Below are 18,072 nucleotides of genomic sequence, written 5' to 3'. Positions count from 1 at the left end.
CAGCCCCTAGAGCCACTGGCGCTGCAAATAGGGCTGGAGCACCTCTGGCACCTGCACCGTGCCGTCGGGTTTCTGGTAGTTCTCTAGCACCGCCGCCATAGTGCGCCCGATGGCCAGCCCCGAGCCATTGAGGGTGTGAACAAACTGGGTGCCCTTCTGGCCTGGTTCCTTGAAGCGGATATTGGCGCGGCGGGCTTGGAAATCACCGCAGTTGGAGCAACTGGAGATCTCCCGGTAGGTGCCGGAGGAGGGGAGCCACACCTCCAGGTCGTAGGTCTTGTTGGCGGAAAAGCCTAAGTCCCCGGTACAGAGTTCAATCACCCGGTAGGGCAGCTTCAGGGCTTGCAGAATTGCCTCTGCATCGGCGACGAGAGCCTGATGCTCTGCCTCCGAGGTGTCGGGGTGGACGAACTTGTACATTTCCACTTTGTTGAACTGGTGCAGGCGAATCAACCCCCGCGTGTCGCGCCCGTAGCTGCCTGCCTCCCGCCGGAAGCAGGGGGTATAGGCGCAGTAGTGGAGGGGCAGATCGGTGGCGGATAGAATTTCGTCCCGGTGCAGATTGGTGACGGGCACCTCCGCCGTGGGGGAAAGCCACAGGTCATCGTCTTTGCACTGGAAACTCTCTTCTCGGAACTTGGGCAACTGGCCTGACGCTTGGAGCGAGGTGGAGTTGACCAAGTAGGGGGGCATGACCTCGGTGTAGCCGTGCCGGGTGTGGCGATCTAGCATGAAGGTGAAGAGGGCTCGCTCTAGGGCTGCCCCTAGGCCCACCAGGGTAACAAAGCGACTCTGGGCAATTTTGGCGGAGCGCTCAAAGTTGAGGATGCCCAGGGCTTCCCCAATTTCCCAGTGGGGCTTGAAGGCGTCCCCCTGGGGCAGGTATTCGTCTCCCCAACGGCGCACCTCGACATTTTCGCCCTCGTCCTGGCCGTCGGGGGTGGTGGCGCTGGGCAGGTTGGGCAACCCCAGCAAAATGGCCTCAATCTCCGTCTTCAGGGCTCTTTCCTGAGGATCCAGGTCGGCCAGTTGGGCTTTGACGGCGTTGCCTTCGTCCCGCAGAGCCTGCACCTCGGGACCATTGGGGTCGGCTCCTTCGCGGATGCGCTGGCCCACGGCTTTGCCCACTTCGTTGCTGCGGGCTTGGAGGTGCGATCGCAGTGTTTCGAGCGATCGCTGTTGCTGGTCAAGATCCCGCAGGGGGGCGAGATCGTAGGTTCCCCGACGGCTCAGGGCCGATTGGGTGGGGTCAAACTGTTGTCGAATTTGCTTGAGATCCAGCACGGCGTTCCACTGAAAACGGAATAGTTAAGGCGAATTAAAGCGCGAACCAGTATGGCGCAGCCAGTATAGTAAACCCAAAGCCGTCGCAGGCCGCAGAGATTGGGTGAACAAAAAGCGATTTCCGCCGTTGCCCAGCAGACTCCTCACTTCCGCCTACACGGGAATACCCCCCTATGTCATCGTCTGCCGCTGATTCCTCTGCCCCTATGCCCGAATCTGATACCAGTGGGAAGGCCACGACTCCCCAGTCCTCCGAGCCTTCTACAACCCTATTTCCCATTGTGGGCATTGGGGCGTCGGCGGGGGGGTTGGAAGCCTTTACTCAATTGCTGAGCCACCTGCCTAACGACACAGGCATGGGGTTTGTCTTGGTGCAGCATTTAGATCCCAGCCATGACAGCTTTCTGAGCGAGATTTTGGCAAGGACGACATCGATGCCGGTGGGTGATGCTCAGGATGGGATGGCGATCGCCCCCAACCATGTCTACGTGATCCCCCCCAATACCACCATGACCCTAGAGGGGGGGAAATTACATCTTGTCCCCCGAGTAAAAGTTCATGGCACCAGCAAGACCATTGATACCTTTTTTGAGTCCTTGGCAATGGACCGCCACAACAAAGCCATCGGTGTGGTGCTGTCGGGGGGAGACTCTGACGGCACTTTGGGGCTAGAGGCGATCAAGGCAGCGGGGGGGATTACCTTTGCCCAGACCGAGACATCGGCCCAGGTGAGGAGTATGCCAAGTCAGGCGATCGCGACGGGGCAGGTGGACTTTGTGCTGTTGCCAGAGGAGATCGCCCAAGAACTGGCCAAGATTAGTCACCATCCCTATGTCTCCACGGCCAAACCTGAAAACCTGGCTTCCACCTCCAGCAGTGAACAGGAAGTCTTCTCGATGATCCTGGGGCTGCTGAAAACTGCCACGCGGGTCGATTTTCAGCACTATAAACCCACCACCCTCAGGCGGCGGATCTTCCGGCGGATGGCCCTCTACCGCCTACAGCACCTAGAGGACTATGGGCGATATCTGCGAAAGCATCCGGAGGAGGTGCAGGCACTGCACCAGGAGATCTTGATTCACGTCACCAGCTTTTTTCGCGATGAGGAAGCTTTTGCGGCACTCAAGCGTCATGTCTTTCCTGCGATCGCAAAAAATCGTTCCCCCCAGACTCCGATCCGAATTTGGGTGGCGGGCTGCTCCACAGGAGAAGAAGCCTACTCCATTGCCATCTCGCTGCTGGAGTTTTTGCGCCACCGCACCGATGCCCCTGGGATCCAGATTTTCGCCACCGATGTCAGTGACTCCGCCATCGAATTTGCCCGCTTGGGGGTGTATTCCCACAATAAGGTAGCGAATGTTTCCCCTGATCAGCTCAAACAATTCTTTGTGCCGGTGGAAAACGGCTATAAGGTACAAACCAACGTGCGGGAGCTATGTATCTTTGCGCGCCAAGACTTAATTAGTGATCCGCCTTTTTCCAATCTAGACCTGATTAGCTGTCGCAATGTTTTGATTTACTTTGGCTCAACGTTGCAAGGGCAAGTCTTGCCTATGTTTCACTATGGCCTCAAGCCCACGGGATTTTTGCTCCTAGGAACATCAGAAAGTGTCGGGGAATTTTCTGATCAATTTGCAGTGGTAGAGAGCAAGCAAAAACTCTATACCAAGCAATATTCCTCACGACCATTGAATATGAACTTCATCGCCAGTAGTGAACCCCCTAGATTTGCAACACCCCAGGTCAATCGAAGCAAAGGAAAAGCCAGCGACAGGGCACTATACGAGACAGCAGATCAGGTTGCCTTGGCCCATTATGGGTCGGTGGGGGTCGTGGTCAATCCCCATTACGATATTGTGCAATTTCGAGGCCAAACCGGGGCTTATCTAGAGCCTGCACCAGGAAGAGCCAGCCTAAATCTAATCAAGATGGCTAAGGAAAGCCTAAGATTGGAACTCCAAACGGCACTGCATCAGGCTAAACAGACGGACCAAACCGTTAGCAAAATGGATATTCCCCTAAGGGAGGAGGAGATCCAATCGAGTGATGCCCCTATGGGGATCCGACACATTCGCCTAGATGTGATTCCCTTTCAACCCGCAGGGATTCAGGAAAAGTACTTTTTGGTGTTGTTTAAGACCCAGATCACCGTATCGCCAGATCAGAAGAATGGGGTAGATCTAGATCCAAAGCAGGCCCAATTGTCTAGGGCAGACCGCTCAGAAGTTCAGCGACTCCAGCAGGAATTAGCCACCACTAGTGAGCATCTTCAAGCCATCATTGAGGAGCAGGAGGCCACCAACCAGGATTTTCGGGTCGCTAATGAGGAGGTACTCTCTAGTAATGAGGAACTCCAAAGTACAAATGAAGAGTTGCAAACCGCTAAGGAGGAGGTTCAGGCGACCAATGAAGAACTCAGCACCATTAACGAAGAATTGTACCGACGCAATGCGGAAGCGACGCTGATTAACAATGATTTTCAGAATCTATTGAGCGGCATAAGTATTCCCATCTTAATATTGGATCGAGGGCTACGCATTCGCCGCTTTACCCCCGTTGCCGGCATCATTTTTAATCTGATTGACAGTGATATTGATCGTCCCTTTAGCAATATAAATCATACTCTTAAAATTGGGGATCTAGAGCAGAAAATCACCACCGTTATCGATACTCTTGCCGTGTCAAATCAAACGGTGCAATCTCAGGGTGGGCACTGGTATGACTTGCGGATTCGGCCCTATCTCACGGTGGATAATCGCATGGATGGGGCGGTGGTGGTACTGGTGGATATTGACGCCCTAGAACGAAGTAGGAAGGAATTAGAGGCGGCGCGGAACTATGCTGAGGCAATTGTGCAAACGGTGCGGGAAGCGCTGGTGGTGCTCAATAGTGATCTGCATGTGGTGACGGCAAATCAGAAATTTTATGATCTTTTTCAGGTGGCACCCAGTCAGACGGAAAACCGCTCCATCCTTGAGTTGGGGAATGGTCAATGGAACAATCCCCAGTTTCGAGCACTGTTAGAAGATATTTTGCCCCACCATCAGCAAATTAAAGACTTTGAGATCATCCACGACTTTGAGCAGATCGGGCCGAGAACTCTATTGCTCAATGCCTCTGAGATGATCCAAGGGGAGGGCCAGCGACTGATTCTCCTAGCCATTGAAGATATTAGTGATCCCCAGTCTTAATTCTGAGATTTTTCCAGAAATAGACTTGAATCTTTACCGGCACAGCATCTTATACATGGTAAGACTGAGATGTAGGCAATGTACATCTCTTCAGTATCTTAATTCCCCATCGGACATCAACTGTGTGTTCCGGCAAGCGATGGGTTGAACATAGAGGTCAGATCCGCGAATCCAAGACAGAGTAAGGATTGCAGATGAGTTTTTGCTTAATTAGCATTTAGATCCTTTCTATCGCAATGAGGTGACGCCCTCACCTTGATCGCGTCCCTAAGTTGGGTTTCATTCTTTCATTAAATTTTCATTGAATGTAGGGTTCAGGTTTCCTGACCCAATGGCGGATGTAGGTGGCGGACAGTTGTGTCAGTGTGGAGACGCTGCACGAACGCTTCTTAACCCACACTACGACGGCTAGATATAGTTTATGGCGGTTAGGGATCTGCGGGTTAATAGTGTCCCCAGTGGCCCGGTTTTCTCCCTTCGGGAGACGCTACGCGAACGACTTCGCTCAATCTTCAGTAATCGAGGCTTCAGTGATCGAGGGCTGAGCGAAGTCGTATGTCTTTCAGACAGGCTGCGCCAACATGTAATGGCTCTCCAGGGAGCAAGCCCGATCAGCGGGTAGTTTATTTTCCTGAAAGTCCCTTATTGGAACTACGAAGTACACCAAAAGTCCTGAAGATCTGATCTGACAAGACTCTGGCTTCTTCTAGCTATTCTCCTAAGGATGAATATTGCCATGGCTGGATCTTATCTTTGAGGCCGTAGCACCTCACTCTTCATCTTTTGGATTGGAGCAATTCACTCCTCCCTCGGCTAAACCACTACCACCCTTGATCCCTCGTTCGAGGGTAGGGGGGAGGTGAAGGGTTACGTCGCATCACTCAATCAAACATTATTTCAAGCTTTTTTCAAACATTACTTCAAGATTTCAAGCTTTTGTTCGATACCCTTTTAACACAGGCGATTAAAATATGAGCATTTCCCTACAGATCGAAGCCGTATATCAGCGGGCCTTACTGCTCCGTCAGCGGGCGACAGAAAACCCGGTGCAGCATGATTTGATGTCGGAGGCTCTGAAGGAACTCTATTTTGTTCTGGAGGAGTTGCAGACCTCTGACGAGGAACTCCAGCTTCAAAATCAAGCCCTCGTCCGCACCCACCATGATCTGAGGGTGGAGCGCCAGCGCTATCAAGATCTGTTTGACTTGGCCCCCGATGGCTACATCGTCACCGACCGTAAGGGGATCATTCAGGAGGCGAATTATGCGATCGCGTCTATGCTGCAAGCGTCCCAGGATTTTTTGATCGGGAAACCGCTGGTGTTGTTTGTTACAGAGGAGGCCCGAGCAGAGTTCCATACAAAACTCCTAGAGCTGTGCCGCTTTAATGGCTCTGACAAACCCCGAATGAAAGACTGGCATGTCCAGATCTGCCCCCGTCATGATCCCCCCTTTGAGGGGGCGCTCACCTTGTCGATTACCCGCGATCTCGCTGGCAAAGTTTCCAGCTTTCGCTGGCTTTTTCGCGACATCACTCAACAAAAACAAACGGAGGCAACGATTCGCCACCAGGCGTTTTACGATACCCTCACCGGGCTGCCCAACCGGGCCTTCTTTAATGCCTGCTTACCCCAGGTCTTGGCTCAAGCAGATCGCCAGCAGGCCCTTGTGGCGCTGCTATTCCTAGATTTAGATGAATTCAAGGCGATTAACGACACCCTGGGCCATGCTGTGGGTGATCTGCTGTTGCAGGAAGTGGCCCAGCGATTGAGCACCTGTTTCCGAGAAGGAGACACGCTGGTGCGTTGGGGTGGAGATGAATTTACGGTGATTTTGCACCCAGTCGAAACGGCGGAGGCTGTAGCGGATGCCTGTGAACGGGTGTTGGAGAGTCTGCGGGAGCCCTTTGAGATTCACAGTCATCCCCTGCATATCAGTACCAGTATTGGGGTGAGCCTGTTTCCCCACGATGGCCGCGATGCGGAGACATTACTGCGCCATGCCGATGTCACCCTATACCAGGCGAAGGATGCGGGTCGGAATACCTATCGGTTTTATACGGCTAGTATGAATGCCGATGCCGCTGAAGCCTTGCTGCTGGAAAATGAATTGTATCAGGCTCTCGGCAATCGAGAGTTCCGCCTCTATTTTCAGCCCCAGTTGGACAGTGTCACGGGAAGCGTGGTGGGGATGGAAGCTTTACTACGTTGGCAACATCCTCGCCTCGGACTGCTGTCGCCAGAATCCTTTCTGAAGTTAGCGGAACGGACGGGGTTAATTATTGCCATCGGTGAGTGGGTTTTGAGTATGGGCATCGCCCAAGCCCAGATTTGGCATTCCCTCGGCTTTGGTCATCTAACTTTGGGGATCAATCTTTCGGCGAGACAGTTTCACCATCCTCAGTTGATGGCCCAAATTCAGCGGGCGGTTGAGGCGGTTAACTACGATCCCACCTGCCTGGAGCTAGAAATTACAGAGACGGTGGCTCTCCGCAAGCTCAAGGCCAGCCAAGAGATGATGGCGCAACTGAGGGTAATGGGGGTGAAAATCAGCCTTGATGATTTTGGCACGGGCTACTCTGCTCTCCATGCGTTGAAGGTGCTGCCCCTGGATCGGTTGAAGATCGATCGCTCCTTTATTACTGAGTTGGTGGACAGTCCTCCAGACCAAGCGATTGCGATCGCAATTATTGCCCTTGCCCAGGGTCTATTTTTAGATGTGGTAGCGGAGGGGGTAGAAACCGAAGCCCAAGCCACTCTCCTCAATTCCCTCGGCTGTGCGCACATGCAGGGCTACTGGTTCAGCCATCCCCTGAGCGAAGCGGGGGCGATTGATTTCTTGACCCAGCATCGCAACCAACTTGAGCATCAATCTGCCTAGTGCGTTCATCCTAAGCCGCCGACACCGTTACCCCTTGGTAGAGATCCGTCATCGTCATTGTCAACCCAATACTCTCCAACACAACGGTGTCCTCAGCTTGATAGACCATCTTATGCCACCCATCCTGGGGCGATCGCCGTCGCCAACACTCCACTCGTCGCTGATCTTGAGCAATCAACACATACTCTTCCAGGGCGTTTAGTAGAAGAAGTTATCGACTCTACCTCACATCCTCAGATCCCTAGGGCAAAAATGGCTCTTGTACCCGCTTGAGCAGGTCGGCAAAGGGTTGCCAGTCATTTTCCACCGTGATCGGTTCCCACACCGCCTCAATTTCAGGCCGCAGTAGCACCGTAACCGGGTTAGTAGCTCGAATGCGATCGCGCACTCCCGGCAGTTCCGTCTCCGGTATGGCTTGCAAACAGCGGTGGTAGACCTGCCGCCAGTGGTGCAGGGGCGGCAGGGCAGCGGGGTCAGACCCCTGCACCGCCGCCGCCAAAATTTGCTCTGCTTCCCCCCGCCATTGGGGCGAAAACTGCTGCGCCAGCTCCACAAAGAAGCGAGAATACCCCACCTCCACCGCCGCCAGCAGCGCCACCGTCGCCGCCACCAACGCTGTCCCTAGGGGCTCCGGCAATTGGGCAAACCCCAGCTTCTGAAGCATTAACCCCTGGTAATGGGCCTCATAGCGGGGCAAAAACTGCTCTAGGGTCGCCACTAAGGTTTCCTTCGGCATTACCCGCTGAAGGGGCTTTTGCAGCATGGCCAGGTTCCAGCGACAGATTCCGGGCTGGTTGCGATAGCAGTAGCGACTGCTGTAGTCAAAATAGGCCGCCGTAAACTGGGGATCATAGCGATCCATAAAGGCATAGGGGCCATAGTCAAAGCTCTCCCCCGTGATGGACATATTGTCCGTATTCAGCACCCCATGGCAAAACCCCACCGCCATCCACTGGGCGGCTAGGGCGGCGGTGCGATCTACCAGCTCATCGTAGAACTGGGCATAGCGCTCCGCTGCATCGGTGCAGAGGCGGGCCGCTGGATAGTAAATGTCAATCACATGCTCCAGCAGCCGCTGGATCAGGTCTGTCCGGTCTAGATAGTCCAACCGCTCAAAGGTGCCAAAGCGAATGTGGGAGCGGCTAAAGCGCACCATCACCGAGGAGCGGGTGGGGGAGGGCTCATCCCCCCGCCAGAGCTGTTCCCCGGTTTCAATCAGGCTCAGGGTGCGAGAGGTGCGGACCCCCAAGGCATGAAGGGCTTCGGCAGCCAACACCTCCCGCACGCCGCCCTTGAGAGTGAGGCGACCATCTCCCCCCCGAGAATAGGGGGTCGGCCCCGAGCCCTTGGTGCCAAAGTCGTAGAGTTCTCCATCCAGTCCCCGCACTTGGCCGTAGAGAAAGCCCCGGCCATCCCCCAAAAAGGGATTGTAGGTGCCGAATTGGTAGCCGTGGTAGCGCAGGGCCAGCAGCGGTTCCCGCCCCTGGAACTGGCCAAAGGCTTCGATGAAATGGCTATCTTCGACCTGACTGGGATCGAGGCCCAGGTGCCGCAAAACGGCATCATTACGAAACCGCAACTGGTGCTGAGGAAAGTCCGCCGCCGCGACTTGATCGTAGTAGTCATCGCCGATGGCCTCTAGGGCAGGCACGTAGTCTAGGGTCAGAAGGGGATTTTCAGGGGCAGCGGTGGGGGAGGTCATAGAGGGTAAAGGGTGCAGGGTAAAGGGTAAAGGGTAGGAATCTGCGGGTTAATGGTGTACCAGGTGGCTAGGCAAGGGGCTTAAGCCCCTTGTTCGCCGAAGTGTCATTAAGTGCATAGCGCTAAGGCGCGGCTTCGCCCACGCGAAGCAATGCACCGCACAAATGCAACACCTAGGGAAAATGGGCACAGGATTTCTGCCGCCCAGTACTAGGGCACGGAATGGGGCGGGGGCTACATCCGCTCTAGGACGGCGATCCCCAGGAGGGACAGCCCCAGCTTGAGGGTGCGGGCGGTGAGGTCACAGAGAATCAGGCGGGAGGTACGCTGGGGTTCCTCCGCCTGGAGTACGGAGCAGCGATCGTAGAACTGGTTGAACTTTTGGCTCAGTTCAAACAGGTATTGGCAGAGACGGCTGGGGAGGAGATCCCTGGCTACCTCCGCCACTACCTCATCCAGTTGCAGCAGGTGCTTGGCGAGGGTGAATTCGCTGTCATCGCCGAGATGCACCGCTGCATCCGTCCCCAACTGACTAAGATCAATGGTTCCCTTGCGGCTGATGCCCTGCACCCGCACATAGGCGTAGAGCAGATAGGGGGCGGTGTTGCCCTGGAGGGCCAGCATCTTGTCGTAGCTAAAGATGTAGTTGCTGGTGCGGTTTTGACTCAGGTCGGCGTATTTCACCGCGCCAATGCCGACGGTTTCTGCCACGGTTTGGATGAATTCCTCCGTCTCTTCCCGGCCCTCGGTTTGAATGCGGGTCTCTAGGTCAACTCGCGATCGCGTTACCGCCTCATCCAGCAGATCCTTCAGCCGCACGGTTTCGCCGGAGCGGGTTTTGAACTTTTTGCCATCCTCCCCCTGAACCACGCCGAAGGGAACGTGGGTGAGTTCCACCCCCTCGGGAATCCAGCCCGCCCGCGCCGCCACCTGGAACACCTGGGCAAAATGGTTGCCCTGACCCGCATCCACCACATAGAGAATGCGCTGGGCTCCATCCTCCTGGGTGCGGTAGCGAATGGCGGCGAGGTCCGTGGTGGCGTAGTTAAAGCCGCCGTCGGATTTTTGAATAATCAGCGGCAGGGGATCTCCCTCTTTATTGGAGAATCCCTCCAGGAACACCACTTGGGCTCCCTGATCCGCCACCAGTAGCCCCTGGGCGGCTAATTCCTGAACCACATCGGCGAGGAAGGGATTGTAAAAGGACTCTCCCCGTTCCGTTAGACAGATATCGAGGCGGTCGTAGAGGGTCTGAAATGCCTTGCGGGATTGGTTGCAGAGGGCTGTCCAGGCGGCCCGTGCGGTGGCGTCACCGGATTGGAGGGCGACGACGGCTTCCCGCGATCGCGCCTTAAAATCCTCATCCTGATCAAACCGCTCCTTAGCCTGTTTGTAGAAGGTGACCAGATCACCGATATCTACATTGCCCCCACTGGTGAGGGCTTCTGGACAGGCGGTTTGCAGGTGGGTGATCAACATGCCGAACTGGGTACCCCAGTCGCCCACATGGTTCAACCGCAGGACATCATGGCCCGCAAACTCCAGCACCCGAGCAATAGAGTCGCCGATGATGGTGGAACGCAGGTGGCCCACATGCATCTCCTTGGCGATGTTGGGGCTAGAGAAATCCACAATCACCTTCTGGGGCTGGGCCACCGCCGCCACCCCTAGGCGCTCATCCCCGGTGAGGGCGTTGAGCTGGGCCTCTATATAGGTAGCCTTGAGACGCAGGTTAATGAACCCCGGCCCCGCAATTTCCGGCGGCTCACAGAGATCCGTCACCTCTAGGTGGGCGACAATTTTTTCCGCGATCGCCCTGGGTTTGTCCTTCAGTCGTTTGGCCAAGGCCATGGCCCCATTGGCCTGAAAGTCCCCAAACTTAGGGTTGCTGGCGGGTACCAAGACCGGATCGGTCCCGGCCAGATCTGGTCCAAAGGCACTAACCAGGGCTTGGTCTAGGCGGGTGGTGAGGGTTGCGATCGCGGCCAACATAGGCTCTCAGGTCTCGGGCTAGGTCAACAATTAGGTCTCGAACCTTTCCAATCCTAGAGCATGGGGGAATCCCCCGAGTTACGGGATAGAGCGCAGCCAGTATAGTAAACCCTAAAGCTGTCGTGGGCCGCAGAGATCAGCGTGCCGTAAACACCGTAATTAACATCCGCGAGTTTTTTCAAGCCACGAACCCCGCCCGCACCCCCACAAAACCTCACTGGCATCCACGCATAAAATGAGAATAGGTAGATATTGACCCATCGTTGACACCACTGCCATGGCCACCACCGCAGATGACGTTTGGCGGATTTTGAATGAAGTGGCAATTTCCCAGAAAGAGCTGTCCGCTGCTCAAAAGGAAACTGATCGCCTGTTCCGCTTGCATGTGGAAGAGAACGATCGCCGCATGAAAAACCTGCAACAGGAACTTGGCAAGCTGGGTAACCGCTTGGGGGAATTTGTGGAGTGGCAGGTGCGGCCTGCGGTGTTGCGCCTATTTAAACAGCGGGGAATTGAGGTCCATGAGATTTTGCCGGAGGTGTCGATCCAGCGGGATGACGCCGGGTTGGAAATCGACCTCCTAGTGGTCAACACCACTGAGGCGATCCTTGTGGAAGTGAAAAGCAAGCTGTCCCAAGGGGATGTGGATGAGCATCTGGAACGACTCGCGAAGTTCAAGCGGCTGATGCCCCGCTACAGCGATGTGCAGGCCATGGGGGCGGTGGCGGGAATGGTGGTGCCGTTGGAGGTGTCTCGCTATGCCTATCGCAAGGGGTTGTTTGTCTTGGCGCAGTCGGGGGAGACGGTGGTGATTTTGAACGATGATCGGTTCCAGCCCAGGACTTGGTAATCTGCTCTGTCTGGATAATTCTGGATAATCTTGGTGGGCATTTTCATTAACTCTGGCGCTAAAGAGTGCATCCCACATTCCGCACTTTGTCTCGTGCTGAGGCTCTGCCTCGACACGCGATCCTGAGGCTCTGCCTCTAGGCTCTGGAATGGCGGCGGAGCCGCCGGGGGACGCGCCAGCGGTCGGCTGGTGCGAGTCAGGAATCATCTTGGGGCCACCCACTGCGCTGGCGAATCGTGGCGACCAGTGCCGCTGCTGCTTCCTCGGACTGTAAATACTCGCTCAACACCTGCTGCGCTGCTTCCAGGGTTTGCCCTGCCCGCAGTTGGGTTAAATCCGCCCGCAAACACCGCCCAATATAAAACTTCAGTAACCCTTCCAGGGACATCTGTTTCTGCGCGGCGACGACCCGCAGAGAGGCCAGCGTATCTATAGGGATAGAAAGAGCAACCGCTTCCGTGGGGCGGGGGGTGATTGTCAACTCCCAGGGTTCTTCAGGACTGCCCATAGAGATCACGCTCAGAACGGGTGGCCACACGGGCGGAAATGAGACGAGTTCTCACGCCCCTTTCAACATAAATCGCCAGCAATAACCCGGTAGCCAAAGAATATCCGAGAATAAAGCTCCGGTTTTCCCCTTGCCTAGATGCATCACCCACTTGGTAGAAGGGAGCCAGCCCGACTTCTAGGGCGCAGGAGCGCCACGGGCAGCATTCCTATGCAGAGGGTGGGAACGGTGGGAGGGAAAGTGGCGGTATCATAGCAGCTATAGACCATCGGCCAGAGAAACCATCCTAGAGATGCGGTTAATGACTACTCAATCGCTTCAACTGTCTCACCACTTCTACAACCTTTTCCAGGCTTTACCCGACGATGCCAAGCAGGGTTTCCTAGCCGCCCTTATCACCCACAATCGTCAAGAGATTGAAGACCTCTTGTTTTACCAAGCTTGCAAAGCTGCCAAAGAGGAAGGCTTCTTGTCTGATCAGGAAGCACAGGAGTTTGTAGCCAACCTGCCGCAAAGTAGTGTCCCCCTCGTGCCGAGGCTCTGCCTCGACACGCTATCTTGAGGCTCTGCCTCTAGGAGTGGCTCTGCTGCCGGGGGCGGGGGAATGGCGGCGGAGCCAAACAGTGTGGCAATAAAACTTGTCTGATTCCTCACTTCAAAATGTCTCCACCCGTCCAACCCGATCAACTAGAAGCAGGCATCAATAAAAATGCTCCCCATATTTTTCGCCAAGCCCTAGGACACTTTTCTGAAGACACACCCGCCATTCGTCAATTACTGATTGACACCGCAATGAATCCCAACTACCACCTCGGTCAAGACAAATACAAAACGGATTGGTACAGTCAAATCTTGCCTAGTGGCGCTCAAGTTTGGGTTCAAGTCAGGAAAGGAGAAATCCGCAATGCTGGCATCAACGCGACTCCTAGAACCTGGCATCCTGACACAGGGTTGGCAGGCTCACCAGAACTTAATTAGATTCTAGGTAAGAGGTAAAAGTCATGGAACAACTTACAGAACGCCAAGCCTTTGAGGCGATGGTGCTGTTTTTAGAACAGGTGTATGAGCGCACCGAGTCTGATGATATTGGAGGTCTTTTATCTGATCTCATGATTGCTGCTAACAATCAGACTGCTGACCCCGCTGCATGGCAAGACTGGCTCAACTGCATTCACCAAGTCGCCAGCACCCAACTAACCTCCGTCAACATATCGACCCAAAACAACGAGTCACGTTAGCTCCCTACATCCCAGTCGGAAACATCGCAATTATTTGGGGAAGCCGGGGCTGTTGGAGATGACGCCATTGGATTGATCTAGCCCCCTCGTGCCGAGGCTCTACCTCTAGGAATGGCGGCGGAGCCGCTGGGGGGCGCGCCCAGTGGTCGGCTGGGTGCGATTTAGTCCCTTCTCCTGCGTCCCCGTCTCTGCTTGGGATGCGGAAACGTACAATAGGATTAAGTAGCAAGGAGTGTGGCCATGAGTGTTATTGTCCCTGATGAAGTCCTAACTGCAACTTGTATGACTGAGGCTGAAATGCGTCAGGAAATTGCTGTTATGCTCTTTCAACAGGAAAAGCTTACCCTTGCTCAAGCTAGTCGATTTGCTGGAATCCACCGCGTTGCATTTCAGCACTTACTTGCCAGTCGTCGGATCCCAGTCCATTACGGCGTAGAGGATTTTGATCGGGACATTCAAAATCTACGGGAAATGGGTAGATTGTGATTATTGTCAGTGATACATCACCTATTAATAACCTCGCTGCAATTAACCACCTACACCTCCTTCATCACCTGTATGGAAAGGTTCTTATTCCCGAAGCTGTTTATCAAGAACTAACCGACCCCAATTTTCCTGTTGCAGGTGCGACCGAAGTTCAAACCTTTAGCTGGATTCAAACTCGTGCTATTAGCGATCGCACTCTTGTTGAAGCATTGAGTAACGAACTTGATATTGGAGAAGCAGAAGCGATCGCTCTAGCAGTCGAGATGAAAGCTGATCAAGTTTTGATTGATGAACGCCGAGGTCGGCTAGTCGCAGGTAGGCTGAATCTCCACTACACAGGTATCTTGGGAGTCTTAGTTGAAGCGAAAAGTAAAGGCTTGATTGTTGAGGTGAAGCCTTTATTGGGTGCGTTGATTAATGAAGCTGGGTTTTGGATTGCAGAACCTTTGTACAACAGTGTTCTACAACTTGTTAACGAGATTGACCTACCTTGATCGTTGGGGTGACAGGTAGGCTTTGTGGATGTTCCATAGTGACCTAAAGAGTAGGGTGGGCATTGCCTACCCTACTACTGAAAGTCTGGGAGGCGGCGCTGGCGGCGCTGGCTCTTGGGAATGGCGGCGGAGCCGCCGGGGGACGCGCAATGTAGATCATAAATAATGAATATGGATAGAGTCATTTTTAGTACTCAGTGGATTTTAGTTAAGGAATCTCCCAGAGGATTTCAATATTTAGAGCGCAAAGGCAAAGACTCCGTTGCCGTATTTTTGCTCAGAAGAACTGGCGAAAGTCCTGACCAGTGTGAGGTATTAATTCGTCAACAGCATCTTTGTATTGATAACCGAGAAGTGGATGGAAAGTTCAGGCTGTTTCCCTGTCCAGTGACAGGAGCGTTAGAGGAGGGGGAGTCGCCGGAATCGGCGGCTCAACGGGAGGTGTATGAGGAGACGGGGTATCGGGTTCAGGTGTCACCGTTGGGTCGGTATATTGTGGGAACTCAGGTGAATGAGATCTGCTATCTGTACTATGCTGATGTCACAAACATGAAACCAGATGTGGCTCAACAGGATGGCACTTATATGGAGTCGATCGCCAAAAATGAATGGCATCCATTTCAGTATTTAGAATCTTGTGAGTATTCAGCTTGCCAAATTGGATACTTGAAGCTAAGAAAGACACTCTTTAAAAATACAGACTAAGATCTTGAATTTAGGCAGCTATCCCTTTATGAAAACCATGCCAACTAACGTTTCAGACTGGGTTGAAAAGAATCAGGACTACTTGATTAAGCAAGCTGAGATGTTGCAAAGTGCGATCGCTCGCATGGCAAATAACTCATTAGAAGTCAAAAAAGTTGGCATCACCGTTTGGGCAGCAATCGCAGGCTTTGGGTTTACTAATCACAGTGCAGCTTTGTTTGTGTTGGCATTTGTCGCTTTTGCGCTATTTGGTGTCTTGGATGTTTACTATTTATATCTGGAGCGAAAATTTCGCGATAACTTTAATCGATTAGCCCGAATTTTGAGTGGATATATTATTCCTGACGATCAGGAATGGATCGAGAAAGTTAAAGGGAATTTTATCAAACCCGACAACTCAACTAAATTCCTGGAGCAGATTCCTAACACGCTCAAGTCCTGGGCAAACCTGCCGTATTTGATTACGTTCTTGATCACGATTTTGCTGCTGGTGGTGCCACTGCCAGCATCGCCATAGGAAGCTTGTCAATCATCGACCCGCAGCCCTCGCTGCATCTTCAACCCACTTGCTAAAGTTATTGTATCCATCGTTGTAAACCCAGTCATAGGTTGGGTAAATCTGAGACATGCTAACGTAAGTCTTCGGCATATGGGAATACAGACCGGGCTTTTCGAGAGTGAAGCTATCAAAAGGGTTGCGACCTTTCGAGTCAGCAAATCCGTTTATGCTCTTAATGTTGTGAATGTATATCCCCAGCATTCCATTGCCGCGTTTGTAACTTTCCTCAATTTCATATTGAACCCACTTACGTTCAGATGTCTCAGTGCCAATCAGCACAACGGTAACGGATGTATTTTGTAAACCTGAATTAATCAGTCGCTTGAGCGCAACTTCGCCTGTTCTCTTTGTTGATTCCCAAAGAGAGCAATCCCAATAGCCAGCTTCTTGATATCCACTTTTCACCTTGGCATGGTTGCGTACAACATTGACACGCCAGATATCTCGCTGGTAATGAAAGCTAAAGAAAACTCTTCTAGGCATAAGAACTCCAGGAAACTGGCCAAGTGGATAGTACTATTGTACGAAGGCTCTGCCCATAGCGTCAAGTCTCAAGTATTTCCTGAGGTGTACCTGATATGTAGTGCCCTAGGGAGTAGGGTGGGCACTGCCTACCCTACAAATCTGTGTAGCGATTTACTAACTCTTCACGCCACTTTTCCTCGGCTTAACGCTCTTCAATGACTCTAGGCAGACAAAATCTGTAATGCTGATTACTCGTCGGAAATCCTGCTGACTGTCAGGCGATCGGGAACGAAAAATGGTTATTTCAAATAACCTCTAGCGGAAGCTATTGAAGAGCGTTAAAGCGTTTATTACTCCCGTGAGGTACAGCACGATCCCTAAAATCCTTGCCATGCGGGAATCTTAGATATAAATTTGTACCTCATCCAACTAGTACCGGCTGGCTGAAATCGCCTTACTATTAAGTCCTATGAGCCTAAGCTATATCGCCTACTGGCATTTCGCGATGGCAAGGACACTTCCGCCACCCGGTACTAGGAAACGCCGTATTGTTTTAATTGCGCTTAATGTTACTCTTCTAATTCTTGAGACTTGGGCCTTTCTGTACCTGCACAGCTTACAAGTCTTGACACGAGAGAAGAAACATAACTAGGTGACCTTCTGATAATATGTTCCCAACTACTAGTCGTCCACCCATAAGCCCATGCGTTGTGAAAATCTTTCTTCCATTTCCCCAGTTGCATAACGCTGTTCCAACCAATAGGGAGGTGACCAGATGGTGCTGAAATGTCAAAAATCACTTCGCTGAAGATTTTCCAATCATTTTTTACTCCGAGAACGCCCTTCTTTTTCCATCCCACCTCTTCACCAAACTTTTTCCACTGCGTACTGTACTCAGTTGGGCTACCCCATTTCTGCCAGATCTGTTTCTGGACGCTGAATCCAAACTTGCCCTTGCTATACTTCACCCAAAGTTGATCCATCATGCGGAGATCAGCACAAGGAAACTGCTCAATATCTTTAACCCGAAGTAATTCTGTTTGTCGTTCCATCACATCGGACATTTGCTTGGCAGTTTCATAATCTGCCTCTTTCCACTTACCTGCCTTCATTAGTGCTTCTAAGTGAGCATAATCTCCCCTTAGAGCGTCAGGCGATGATCTCGTTTGATCGGATGGTTGCTGCTCTTGCTGGATGCATTCCTGTTCTTCCTGTGCCTGACTACTACGTCGTTCCTTAATCTTTGTTGCAGCAAGATAGACCCCATTCACCACATTCGTATAGGCTTCATCAATATCTTTCCAACTTTTGATTGGCTCAGCCTTTTCAGGATACGCCTGGATCTTTGCCAGGGGAGTATATCGCCAGCCGCATGATCTCAAAATGACGGGCATTACTGTAGCTTCGCCCGCTTCATGTCGCCGCAATGCCTCTGGGATCTCAACTCGGGTGCAGTAGTCAGTTGCTAAAAAGTCAGAACTGATCAGCAGCAAAATAATGTCTGCGGCGTTGAGGCGGGCTTTAATTTCTGCGTCCCACTCGGTACCCGGTAGGATTTGGCGATCGTGCCAACTGATGATGCCTTTTGCTTCGAGGGGGCGTAAGTGGGAAAGCAATCCATCACGCAATGCTTTGTCTTGCTTAGAGTAAGAAATGAAGACTTCAATGGTGTCCGACATAAGGATTGAACGCAAAGATTGCTTTAATGCAAATTATATAA

The 18,072-nt window shown here is 52.8% G+C and carries 17 protein-coding genes; 10 read left to right on the top strand and 7 right to left on the bottom strand.

Features of this window, described 5'->3' with window-relative positions; genetic code table 11:
- Positions 1 to 6 precede the first annotated feature (6 nt).
- Positions 7 to 1,284 carry a serine--tRNA ligase gene (gene serS, locus LEP6406_RS0205250; protein WP_008310607.1) on the bottom strand — a complete coding sequence of 426 codons (1,278 nt, stop codon included), beginning with the start codon at positions 1,282 to 1,284 and terminating at the stop codon, positions 7 to 9.
- A 206-nt stretch (positions 1,285 to 1,490) separates the two neighbouring features.
- Between serS and LEP6406_RS0205245 the strand changes: the two genes are divergently transcribed.
- Positions 1,491 to 4,475, top strand: a complete 2,985-nt coding sequence (locus LEP6406_RS0205245; RefSeq protein ID WP_008310606.1) for a chemotaxis protein CheB — start codon at positions 1,491 to 1,493, stop codon at positions 4,473 to 4,475.
- Positions 4,476 to 5,446: 971 nt separating this feature from the next.
- Complete coding sequence (locus LEP6406_RS26660; RefSeq protein ID WP_008310603.1) at positions 5,447 to 7,354, top strand: putative bifunctional diguanylate cyclase/phosphodiesterase; 1,908 nt, start codon at positions 5,447 to 5,449, stop codon at positions 7,352 to 7,354.
- Positions 7,355 to 7,364: 10 nt separating this feature from the next.
- Here the strand turns inward: LEP6406_RS26660 and LEP6406_RS32660 are convergent, their stop codons facing one another.
- The 3 genes from LEP6406_RS32660 to argS form a co-directional block, all read right to left on the bottom strand.
- Positions 7,365 to 7,535: a hypothetical protein gene (locus LEP6406_RS32660; RefSeq protein WP_155834634.1), complete on the bottom strand. Its 171-nt coding sequence runs from the start codon at positions 7,533 to 7,535 to the stop codon at positions 7,365 to 7,367.
- A gap of 60 nt (positions 7,536 to 7,595) precedes the next feature.
- The gene (locus LEP6406_RS0205230; RefSeq protein WP_008310601.1) at positions 7,596 to 9,056 is read right to left on the bottom strand and encodes a protein adenylyltransferase SelO; all 1,461 of its coding nucleotides are present in this window, start codon (positions 9,054 to 9,056) and stop codon (positions 7,596 to 7,598) included.
- Between the two features lie 233 nt (positions 9,057 to 9,289).
- The gene (argS, locus tag LEP6406_RS0205225) at positions 9,290 to 11,047 is read right to left on the bottom strand and encodes an arginine--tRNA ligase (protein WP_008310599.1); all 1,758 of its coding nucleotides are present in this window, start codon (positions 11,045 to 11,047) and stop codon (positions 9,290 to 9,292) included.
- A gap of 277 nt (positions 11,048 to 11,324) precedes the next feature.
- On the opposite strand from argS, the gene LEP6406_RS0205220 reads away from it, so the two are divergent.
- Positions 11,325 to 11,897: a DUF1626 domain-containing protein gene (locus tag LEP6406_RS0205220; RefSeq protein WP_008310597.1), complete on the top strand. Its 573-nt coding sequence runs from the start codon at positions 11,325 to 11,327 to the stop codon at positions 11,895 to 11,897.
- A 196-nt stretch (positions 11,898 to 12,093) separates the two neighbouring features.
- Here the strand turns inward: LEP6406_RS0205220 and LEP6406_RS0205215 are convergent, their stop codons facing one another.
- Positions 12,094 to 12,405, bottom strand: a complete 312-nt coding sequence (locus LEP6406_RS0205215; RefSeq protein WP_008310594.1) for a hypothetical protein — start codon at positions 12,403 to 12,405, stop codon at positions 12,094 to 12,096.
- A gap of 301 nt (positions 12,406 to 12,706) precedes the next feature.
- Here LEP6406_RS0205215 and LEP6406_RS26655 point away from each other — a divergent pair, with 301 nt between their 5' ends.
- From LEP6406_RS26655 to LEP6406_RS29980, 7 genes are all read left to right on the top strand, one after another.
- Positions 12,707 to 12,967 carry a hypothetical protein gene (locus LEP6406_RS26655; RefSeq protein ID WP_008310592.1) on the top strand — a complete coding sequence of 87 codons (261 nt, stop codon included), beginning with the start codon at positions 12,707 to 12,709 and terminating at the stop codon, positions 12,965 to 12,967.
- 98 nt (positions 12,968 to 13,065) lie between these two features.
- Positions 13,066 to 13,383, top strand: coding sequence for a hypothetical protein (locus LEP6406_RS0205205; RefSeq protein ID WP_008310590.1), 318 nt, complete (start codon positions 13,066 to 13,068; stop codon positions 13,381 to 13,383).
- Between the two features lie 23 nt (positions 13,384 to 13,406).
- On the top strand, positions 13,407 to 13,643 hold the full coding sequence (locus tag LEP6406_RS0205200) for a hypothetical protein (RefSeq protein ID WP_008310588.1): 237 nt from the start codon (positions 13,407 to 13,409) through the stop codon (positions 13,641 to 13,643).
- A 240-nt stretch (positions 13,644 to 13,883) separates the two neighbouring features.
- Complete coding sequence (locus LEP6406_RS0205195) at positions 13,884 to 14,129, top strand: UPF0175 family protein (RefSeq protein WP_008310585.1); 246 nt, start codon at positions 13,884 to 13,886, stop codon at positions 14,127 to 14,129.
- Positions 14,126 to 14,623 (top strand): PIN domain-containing protein, encoded by a 498-nt coding sequence (locus LEP6406_RS0205190; protein WP_008310583.1) that lies wholly within the window; start codon positions 14,126 to 14,128, stop codon positions 14,621 to 14,623. Before LEP6406_RS0205195 ends, LEP6406_RS0205190 begins: the two co-directional genes overlap by 4 nt.
- A gap of 171 nt (positions 14,624 to 14,794) precedes the next feature.
- A complete protein-coding gene (locus LEP6406_RS0205185) occupies positions 14,795 to 15,328 on the top strand; it encodes an NUDIX hydrolase (protein WP_202807514.1) in 534 nt (177 codons plus the stop codon).
- Between the two features lie 28 nt (positions 15,329 to 15,356).
- Positions 15,357 to 15,845, top strand: coding sequence for a hypothetical protein (locus tag LEP6406_RS29980; protein ID WP_008310579.1), 489 nt, complete (start codon positions 15,357 to 15,359; stop codon positions 15,843 to 15,845).
- 12 nt (positions 15,846 to 15,857) lie between these two features.
- Here the strand turns inward: LEP6406_RS29980 and LEP6406_RS0205175 are convergent, their stop codons facing one another.
- Both LEP6406_RS0205175 and LEP6406_RS29975 read right to left on the bottom strand, forming a co-directional pair.
- The gene (locus LEP6406_RS0205175) at positions 15,858 to 16,370 is read right to left on the bottom strand and encodes a TIR domain-containing protein (RefSeq protein ID WP_008310577.1); all 513 of its coding nucleotides are present in this window, start codon (positions 16,368 to 16,370) and stop codon (positions 15,858 to 15,860) included.
- Between the two features lie 551 nt (positions 16,371 to 16,921).
- The gene (locus tag LEP6406_RS29975) at positions 16,922 to 18,031 is read right to left on the bottom strand and encodes a GUN4 domain-containing protein (protein WP_008309992.1); all 1,110 of its coding nucleotides are present in this window, start codon (positions 18,029 to 18,031) and stop codon (positions 16,922 to 16,924) included.
- Positions 18,032 to 18,072 lie beyond the last annotated feature (41 nt).

This window comes from Leptolyngbya sp. PCC 6406, from assembly GCF_000332095.2.
In the GTDB taxonomy this organism is placed as follows: domain Bacteria; phylum Cyanobacteriota; class Cyanobacteriia; order Phormidesmidales; family Phormidesmidaceae; genus PCC-6406.
Note: the sequence above shows the minus strand (reverse complement) of the source record. Positions and strands in the feature narration are given on the sequence as shown.